Raw genomic sequence first — 953 nt, 5'->3', positions numbered from 1 at the left:
AAACCGCACGTTAACGTTGGTACTATCGGCCACGTTGACCACGGTAAAACTACCCTGACTGCTGCAATCACCACCGTTCTGGCAAAAACCTACGGCGGTAACGCACGTGCATTCGATCAGATCGATAACGCACCAGAAGAAAAAGCACGTGGTATCACCATCTCTACTTCTCACGTAGAGTACGATACTCCAACTCGCCACTACGCGCACGTTGACTGCCCAGGCCACGCCGACTATGTGAAAAACATGATCACCGGTGCTGCTCAGATGGACGGTGCAATTCTGGTTGTTGCTGCAACTGATGGCCCAATGCCACAGACTCGTGAGCACATCCTGCTGGGTCGTCAGGTAGGCGTTCCTTACATCATCGTGTTCCTGAACAAATGTGACATGGTTGATGATGAAGAGCTGCTGGAACTGGTTGAAATGGAAGTTCGTGAGCTGCTGTCTCAGTACGACTTCCCAGGCGACGACACGCCAATCATCCGTGGTTCTGCTCTGAAAGCGCTGGAAGGCGACGCAGAGTGGGAAGCTAAAGTTGTTGAACTGGCTGAAGCACTGGATACTTACATCCCAGAACCAGAGCGTGACATTGACAAGCCATTCCTGCTGCCAATCGAAGACGTATTCTCCATCTCCGGCCGTGGTACTGTTGTAACTGGTCGTGTTGAGCGTGGTATCGTTAAAGTTGGTGACGAAGTTGAAATCGTTGGTATCAAAGAAACCACGAAAACAACTTGTACTGGCGTTGAAATGTTCCGCAAACTGCTGGACGAAGGCCGTGCGGGTGAGAACGTTGGTGTTCTGCTGCGTGGTACTAAGCGTGATGATGTTGAGCGTGGTCAGGTTCTGGCGAAACCAGGTTCTATCCACCCACACACTCAGTTCGAATCTGAAGTGTATATCCTGAGCAAAGATGAAGGTGGCCGTCATACTCCATTCTTCAAAGGTTA

1 protein-coding gene is annotated in these 953 nt (G+C 50.7%); it reads left to right on the top strand.

Going from position 1 to position 953, the window contains the following annotated elements; all coding sequences use genetic code 11:
- Nucleotides 1-953, top strand: a 953-nt coding sequence (tuf, locus tag Xsto_RS20745; RefSeq protein WP_099126320.1) for an elongation factor Tu, incomplete at both ends; no start/stop codon positions are given.

Source organism: Xenorhabdus stockiae (assembly GCF_002632825.1).
Taxonomy (GTDB): domain Bacteria; phylum Pseudomonadota; class Gammaproteobacteria; order Enterobacterales; family Enterobacteriaceae; genus Xenorhabdus; species Xenorhabdus stockiae.
This window is presented reverse-complemented; position numbering and strand designations above follow the sequence as displayed.